Origin of the sequence: Kamptonema animale CS-326 (assembly GCF_028330895.1) — a bacterium.
Classification (GTDB): Bacteria; Cyanobacteriota; Cyanobacteriia; order Cyanobacteriales; family Microcoleaceae; genus Kamptonema; species Kamptonema formosum.
Genome location: NZ_JAQMUA010000466.1, coordinates 1 through 7253, shown reverse-complemented (window position 1 = coordinate 7253; position 7253 = coordinate 1). Strand labels below are relative to the sequence as shown.

Below are 7253 nucleotides of genomic sequence, written 5' to 3'. Positions count from 1 at the left end.
GGCGGTAACAATACCGCCAAGATGGCGGCCGTACTGCGAGCGTGCGTAAGTCCTGTAGATCGCAACTAATTTGCCAGATATGATATAATTGCTCAAATAAATCAAGTTAGCTTGTACAAAAATTAAATTATCCTTACAGGAGGCATGGTTGCCATGACTGTTGCATCCAAAAAAATGAGTCTTGAAGAATATCTGAATTTTGATGATGATACAGATACCCGATATGAGCTAGAAAATGGAGAACTGATTGTTATGCCTCCAGAAAGTGAACTCAATCGCCGAATTGCCATGTTTTTATTAATTTACTTTGCACAACAAGGTATTCCACCCTACCGATTGACAATGAAAACTGAAATCGTGGTCAATGGTTCACGCGCAACAACTCGTTTACCCGATTTAATGGTACTATCAGAAGAATTAGCTACGGCATTGGAAGGAACGAAAAGATCCACAATTATGATTGATATGCCACCACCATTGCTAGTAGTAGAAGTGGTAAGTCCTCGCCAGGAAAATCGCGACTATCGCTATAAACGTTCTGAGTATGCTTCGCGAGGAATTTTAGAATATTGGATTGTTGACCCGATGCAACAGCGGTTAACAGTATTAGAGTGGGTTGAGGGTTTATATGAAGAAAAGGTTTATTTAGGTGATATGTCGCTTGATTCTCCTCTATTTGGGGTGTTGGAACTGACGGCGGAAAGATTATTGCAAGGACGTTAAATAGATGATATAATTTTAACTAAATCAAGTTAACTTGTGGAATACTTAAACTATCCTTAACAGGAGGCGTGGTTGCCATGACTGTTGCATCCAAAAAAATGAGTCTTGAGGAATATCTCAATTTTGATGATGATACAGATACCAGATATGAACTAGAAAATGGAGAACTGATTGTTATGCCTCCAGAAAGCGATCTGAACCAGCGAATTGCGATTTTTCTATTGTCTCTATTCTTACAACAGGGTATTCCATCTTATCGCTTAAGAATTGGGGCTGAAATTGTGGTCAGTGGTTCACGGGCAACGACTCGCTTACCCGATCTAATGGTGATTTCAGAAGAACTAGCTACGGCATTGGAGGGGGCTAAAAGATCCACTATTACGATCGATATGCCACCACCATTGCTAGTAGTAGAAGTGGTAAGTCCTCGCCAGGAAAATCGCGACTATCGCTATAAACGTTCTGAGTATGCTTCGCGAGGCATTTTAGAGTATTGGATTGTTGACCCGATGCAGCAGCGCGTAACAGTATTAGAGTGGGTTGAGGGTTTATATGAAGAAAAGGTTTATGTAGGTGATATGTCGCTTGATTCTCCTCTATTTGGGATGTTGGAACTGACTGCTGAAAGATTATGGCAGGGACGTTGAATATCAAATAAAGAAGGATGAAGGAAGAAGAAATAAATTCGATTGATTGATTACTTTGCCAATTGAAAAATTGATTTTTACCAAATAAGTGATTTGTTTAGGAAGATCCGCAACTGCCGCAATCTGCATCGCAACAATCCATACCAGAACAATCTGCACCGCTACAATCCATACCAGAACAATCTACACCGCTACAATCCATACCAGAACAATCTACACCGCTACAGTCCATACCAGAACAATCTGCACTGCTACAATCTGATGCAGCATCTCCGCAATCATTTTGATACTTAGAATTTCGGCGAGAAGTTTCCTTCTCTGATTTGGCTCGATCGTTGTCCTGGGAGTTGGGGTTTTCATGATTAGATTGGCTGTTATACCTAGCTTTGAGGATTTTGTTGGCATTTTTGCAAGCGGCAAATCTGTGGCGGGCTGCTTTTAGACCTTGTGACAATCCTCTTTGAGCGATCGCACCCTTAATATACTGCGAACAAGATTCGCCGCCATACAGCACTCGGTGAGCGCAGGAAAAGCCTTTTTTGGGCGAGATGTACTTTTGGTATCCGGTAATCGACGCTACAGCTATTTGCCGAACAGCAGAATCGAAGATAGGCGCTTGCATTCTTTGCTTGAAATAGTTAGAGGGCAGGGAACAGGCGATCGCCACTTACCAACTACAATCTAGTATCTGCTAATTCCCTGTTAATTGAAAATTGCCCCACCTGTTACCAGATGTTAAGCTCTGTTTCATTTCATATACAAATAGCCAACTTCGCATAGAGCAAATCCTAAGTCTGTGATACCATACTCACCTTAGAAACCATATCAAAAGAGATTGGGAGAACAGCTTTGACACTACGGGTTGCTGTTGTTGGATCGGGCCCGGCCGGTTCCTGTGCCGCCGAGACGCTGGTGAAAGCGGGCATTGAAACTTATTTGATTGAGCGCAAGCTTGACAATGCTAAGCCCTGCGGCGGCGCAATTCCGCTGTGCATGGTGAGCGAGTTTGACTTGCCCCAAGAGATTATTGACCGTCAGGTAAGAAAGATGAAGATGATTTCTCCCTCAAATGTAGAGGTAGACATCAACATCGAAAAACCAGATGAATATATTGGTATGTGCCGTCGGGAAGTGCTCGACAGTTTCCTACGGAATCGAGCCGCCTCTCTGGGGGCTAAGCTGATTAATGGTACTGTTCACAAGCTGGACATCCCCACTAACGGTACTGATGCCTACACGATCCACTATGCTGACCACTCCGATGGTAATGCAGTGGGAACGATTAAAAATCTGAAGGTGGATTTAGTAATTGGGGCTGATGGTGCTAATTCTCGCGTAGCTAAGGCGATTGATGCTGGGGATTACAATTATGCGATCGCCTTCCAAGAACGCATCCGCCTCCCAGAAGATAAGATGGACTACTACCAAGACTTAGCGGAAATGTACGTCGGTGACGATGTTTCCACTGATTTCTACGCTTGGGTATTCCCGAAATACGACCACGTTGCCGTCGGCACGGGTACGATGAAGGTCAATCAAGCCGATATCAAAAAGCTACAAGCTGGAATCAGAGCCCGCGCCGCTAAAAAATTAGCAGGCGGTAAGATTATCAAGGTAGAAGCTCATCCGATCCCCGAACATCCCCGCCCCCGCCGCGTAGTTGGTAGAGTTGCCCTCGTAGGCGATGCTGCTGGTTATGTGACTAAATCTTCTGGAGAAGGCATTTACTTCGCCGCTAAGTCTGGCCGGATGTGTGCGGAAACAATAGTTGAGATTTCTGCTAACGGTACTCGCATTCCCACAGAAGAAGAGCTCAAGCTTTACCTGAAGCGGTGGGATAAGAAATACGGCATTACTTACAAAGTGCTTGACATTTTGCAAAGAGTGTTCTATCGTTCCGATGCCACCCGCGAAGCTTTTGTCGAAATGTGCGCCGATCGCGACGTGCAGCGCCTCACTTTCGATAGCTATTTGTATAAAACAGTAGTGCCGGCAAATCCGTTTGTGCAGATGAAAATTACTGCGAAAACGATCGGTAGTTTGCTTAGAGGCAATGCTTTAGCACCTTAAGTATCTGTTAGCAAATGCACGAAGATTGATGTAGGAGTAGTTATCAAACTACTCCTACATTTTTTTAATATATTTTGTGCAGGACTTACCCACTCCACCAAAGAAACCGGGTTTTTTACCGAATCTGCGGGCTCAAACGAAGTATTTTCGTAAAAAACCCGGTTTCTGTGTCCCCAATTACCAATTACCAATTAAAGAAGGGACTAGGGGCTAGGGACTAGGGACTAGGGAAAGAGGAATAGAGGGGAAGAGGGGGAGATGGGGAGGATGGGGGAGATGGATAGTTAGCCATTAGCCATTAGCCATTAGCAATTACCAATTACCAATTACCAATTAAATTATTCTGCGTAAAGGTGGCAATTCTTCCAACTCCAAAGATACAAAATATCTACTGTAAACCACACTATTCTGTTCCCAAGCTGGATACCAATAAACATTTTGAATTACAGCTTTTTCTTGATGATTATTACCTTCCGGCCACTGAAAAGAAACTAAGCCAAAATTGCTCTGTCCGACAATTTGCTCTCCCTCTTGCAGCCAACGATTTCGCCAAATTAATGGTACCACATCCTCTACATTTTTAAACCAGATAGATTCATTTTTTTTAGCCTTAAAATTTGACAACTTTTGCCTTTTTATCCAAGAGGCAACTTCAGCTTTTTCTCGTTTAATCCACTCAATTCGATAGCGCCAGTCAGGTAGAGAATTTTCATCTTTAATAGCAATTGACCAAGCTACTTCCCAACTACCACGAGTACCCTGAACTTGGCGCAATATTGGCCCTTCTTTGGGAACCTCAATATCTAACACCCGCACTATTTCTGGTGTTACAACAATTTCCACCAATTCCGGTGGGAAGTTCCAGCCGGCCCAGTCTTCGGGTTGTTCTAAAGCCACAGATTTCGCCTTTGTGTGGACAAAATTTGTCGTCCACTCAGCATTTTTAAACGCACTGGCGGTAAGTTGTGCAAGCACAAAAGACTTACTATTTGAAGTGCGATCTAGAGAATTTATATTATCGGAATTTATATTATCAGAAGTTACATTGCAATCTTCTTTTAACTTAAGATTAGAAATGCTAGATTCTTCAGCCTCACTAAAATCAAGCTTTGACCAATAGTTAAGACGAACAGCAGCAGCATAGTGAATATCTCCTGTCAAAATCACTATCCGATCGCGCCGTTTAAACAATTGGTTTAATAACTTTGTAAAACCCACTTCGTGAAAGTTCCACGAATCACCTGCATCGCTATTAAAAACCTTACCTTGTTGAAGATCCCACCGCTGTACCATGTCAATAATTGACAAACTTATTAGATTTGTAGGTAGCACTACCAGTGTGACTTCGATACTAGCTTCGTTGCTTTCATTTAGGCGATCGCTTTCGATCAAAGGTTGCTGAATTTGTTCCTCAAACCCTAGATGACACAACAGCATGGGCGGTTCAGTTGTATGATTCTTGGGATATCCCCGCCAGGTGCGCGTATCGAGTACAATTACTTCATGTTTAAAGCTTCTAATCGTGTAGTGCCAATTTAAAATTTCTGTTCCGTCAGCATAATCTCGATCTAAAATCAAAACATCTTCATCTACTTTGAATTTAGGTAAACCAGTTTCCGGTTCTAGTTGCGGAATTCCCAAATATTTAGCCGCAATTTCCCAGGCGGATTCGTCATTACCCGCCGACTCCGACCAAGTTTTAGCTGCTACTAATAGTTTTTCTCCTGGTTGTCCTTCCTCAAACCGATCTGGCGTATTTCCCCAGGCTTGAAATATTGCATAAGCTAGGATTCCATTCTGTACAGTACGTCGGCCCAAGGCTTTGCTAAGTACGCGATCGCACCACTCCCGATTTAGATACCAATCGTCGCTAACATCGTGGTCATCACAGATAGTATAAGTCGGAATATTCGCGATCGCTCTCCGCACCCTCCACAAATCGCGACTAAAACCCTCAATTACCGCAACTTGCCGATCCCACAACTTTGCCTGTTTAGCATTTGAGTAAATATTTTTACCCTTGGGAAACTCCGCAGGCCAAAGTATCGGCGACCAAGCAAACAAATACATGGCATAATATTCACCCAAGCTAAACAAGTGACTTTTCGCCTTATCCGGTTTATTAACTAGCATCGCCGTAAAGCCTGCAAAATCTCTAGCAATATCGCTGCGATCGCCTGGTTTTAACTCCGAAGGTTTTTTATACAACTGTTCCTGAATCTGACTAGACTCATTCAGCGGCAAATTTTCTTCCCAACCCAAAAGTGCATCACCAGCCTCAGTCACCGCCCACAACAACGGATCTGCCACATCATCGCCGTAAATTTGATCGCCAGTTAAAAAAAGTTGATGAGGTCGAGAATTTGCCTCGTCTGCATACTCATGAATCAAATCATCCAATATCGGCAACGCATCGCACCCACCTCCGTGAGGTTTACGGCAAGAACCATGCACAATTCGTAAGTGATTTAAGTCCTTTGGCGGTAAGGCAAATGTAGGCAGTTGATGGTCAAAATAGCTAAGGCAAGACTTATGTACTCCGAACAAAGAAACCGGGTTTTTTACTGAATCTGTTTGTTCCAACGAAGTATTTCGATCAAAAAACCCGGTTTCTGAACCCCCATCTTTAGCCTCAATTCCCAAGGCCCAATTTAAACTTTTTTGGGGCGCACAACTAAAACTCAAGTCATAGACATAAACTTGTCCCGATTCCAGTTGGTAGCCATTCACAGGCTTAGCTGTTACAGCCACAACGTACAGATATTTACCCAACTTTACCGCTTGCCGCGAACCTTCCAAAACGCAACTATCAAGGATTTCGCCCTTTCCCTCAACTGTCGCGTAAACCCTGAGAGTCACTTCGCTTGCCTCTTTCAGCGCTAGCCAAACCGTAACTGCCTCGCTTTCTGTACGTCGCAAGATTGGCCCTGCCAAAACGAGTGGCAACTGATTCAAGCGGTGGCTTAAGGGTGTCTGTGACATCGGATTTTAGAGTTGAAATTTTAACGTTTAGTAAGACCATCAGGAACTATAGCAATCTTATTGCTTTTTGGTTTGGTGCGCCTGCGAACCCCAAGCAGCGGATAAAATTAGAATCTGATTTGATTTACAAGTGGAGATGTCTATTCAACAAGGAATGTTGGCAGTGGTGAGGTCAACCGTTTGGGAAGTAGGACGTGCAAAAATTCCGTGCTTAGCACAGTTGAGGGTGCTGATATTTTCAGCAACGCTGACTCCTGCTTGATTGTGGGTTATTCTGGGAAAAATAACCAGATTGCTCAATAAGATGAAAGCTCAAGAATTACTGAAGCGTTACGCAGAGGGCAGGAGAGACTTTCGTGGTGAAAATCTCCGAGGTCTATCTTTTAAAGGTAAAGACTTATCGGGTGCAGATTTTTCTGAAACTGATATTAGGGGGACTAACTTTAGTCGGGCTAATCTTACGGGGGCTAAGTTTGTAGAAGCTAAAGCTGGATTGCAGAAACGGCGGGTAATTGGCTTGTTAATTTTTTGTTGTTTATTATCTGGAGTATTGGGATCGTATATTTACTTTTTAGCTTATTTTATGACACTTATATTTTATGATAAACCTTCTAACATTATAGGTTGGATAAGCTTATTTATAACTTTTAGTTTAAATTTTATTCTTATTTACCGAGGATTTAACGCCGTCGCCTTCGCCTTCACAGCCTTCGCCTTCTCCGTCGCCGGAGCCGTCACCGTCGCTTTCGCCTTCGCTGGAGCCTTAACCTTGGCCGTCGCCGTCGTCTTCGCCGTCGCCGGGGCCTTCGCTGGAGCCTTAACCTTCGTCTT

Annotated in this window: 7 protein-coding genes; 4 read left to right on the top strand and 3 right to left on the bottom strand. The window is 43.4% G+C overall.

Going from position 1 to position 7253, the window contains the following annotated elements:
• The first annotated feature begins 153 nt into the window (after positions 1–153).
• Together PN499_RS27280 and PN499_RS27275 are read left to right on the top strand one after the other, a co-directional pair.
• Positions 154–723, top strand: coding sequence for a Uma2 family endonuclease (locus PN499_RS27280; RefSeq protein WP_272036483.1), 570 nt, complete (start codon positions 154–156; stop codon positions 721–723).
• Positions 724–800: 77 nt separating this feature from the next.
• Positions 801–1370, top strand: coding sequence for a Uma2 family endonuclease (locus PN499_RS27275; protein WP_272036482.1), 570 nt, complete (start codon positions 801–803; stop codon positions 1368–1370).
• A 97-nt stretch (positions 1371–1467) separates the two neighbouring features.
• Here PN499_RS27275 and yidD read toward each other — a convergent pair whose 3' ends face one another.
• The gene (yidD, locus tag PN499_RS27270) at positions 1468–1992 is read right to left on the bottom strand and encodes a membrane protein insertion efficiency factor YidD (RefSeq protein ID WP_272036481.1); all 525 of its coding nucleotides are present in this window, start codon (positions 1990–1992) and stop codon (positions 1468–1470) included.
• Positions 1993–2219: 227 nt separating this feature from the next.
• On the opposite strand from yidD, the gene chlP reads away from it, so the two are divergent.
• Positions 2220–3440, top strand: a complete 1221-nt coding sequence (gene chlP, locus PN499_RS27265; protein WP_272036480.1) for a geranylgeranyl reductase — start codon at positions 2220–2222, stop codon at positions 3438–3440.
• Positions 3441–3773: 333 nt separating this feature from the next.
• On the opposite strand, the gene PN499_RS27260 is transcribed toward chlP, so the two are convergent.
• The gene (locus PN499_RS27260) at positions 3774–6422 is read right to left on the bottom strand and encodes an alkaline phosphatase D family protein (RefSeq protein WP_272036478.1); all 2649 of its coding nucleotides are present in this window, start codon (positions 6420–6422) and stop codon (positions 3774–3776) included.
• Positions 6423–6566: 144 nt separating this feature from the next.
• The gene (locus PN499_RS27255; protein WP_272036476.1) at positions 6567–6722 is read right to left on the bottom strand and encodes a hypothetical protein; all 156 of its coding nucleotides are present in this window, start codon (positions 6720–6722) and stop codon (positions 6567–6569) included.
• A 4-nt stretch (positions 6723–6726) separates the two neighbouring features.
• Here PN499_RS27255 and PN499_RS27250 point away from each other — a divergent pair.
• Positions 6727–7253: pentapeptide repeat-containing protein (locus PN499_RS27250; RefSeq protein ID WP_272036474.1), on the top strand; the 527-nt coding region annotated here is incomplete at its 3' end.

Excerpts from the sequence above, each read along its gene's own strand:
- PN499_RS27280 (WP_272036483.1), top strand. The coding sequence starts at position 154 with ATGACTGTTGCATCCAAAAAAATGAGTCTTGAAGAATATCTGAATTTT.
- PN499_RS27275 (WP_272036482.1), top strand. The coding sequence starts at position 801 with ATGACTGTTGCATCCAAAAAAATGAGTCTTGAGGAATATCTCAATTTT.
- yidD (WP_272036481.1), bottom strand. The coding sequence starts at position 1,992 with ATGCAAGCGCCTATCTTCGATTCTGCTGTTCGGCAAATAGCTGTAGCG.
- PN499_RS27260 (WP_272036478.1), bottom strand. The coding sequence starts at position 6,422 with ATGTCACAGACACCCTTAAGCCACCGCTTGAATCAGTTGCCACTCGTT.